1 protein-coding gene is annotated in these 280 nt (G+C 65.7%); it reads left to right on the top strand.

Annotation, left to right across the window (positions count from 1 at the left end; all coding sequences use genetic code 11):
• On the top strand, positions 1-243 hold a 243-nt coding region (locus tag AC6CHP_RS20780), incomplete at its 5' end, for an ABC transporter permease subunit (protein WP_498232069.1).
• Positions 244-280 lie beyond the last annotated feature (37 nt).

A 280-nucleotide genomic window follows, 5' to 3' on the forward strand; every position in this document is an offset into this window, starting at 1 on the left:
GCCGCACCGGCGGGGCTGACCGTGCTGAGTCTGCAGCTGATCGGCATGCTGGGCGGTGTGGTCATCCTGGAGTCCATTTTTGCCCTGCCGGGGATCGGCCCGCTCGCGGTGGCGGCCACCGTGCAGAGTGACCAGCCCGTGGTGATGGGCGTTGTTATGTACACCGTCGCCGTGGTGATCGTGGTCAACCTCATCGTTGACCTGCTCAACGGCTGGCTCAACCCTAAGGTGCGTGCCTCGTGACCGAGTCCGTTGAAACCTCAGCCCTGACCCCCGCCCC

The sequence above is a fragment of the Pseudarthrobacter sp. GQ63 genome (assembly GCF_059758765.1).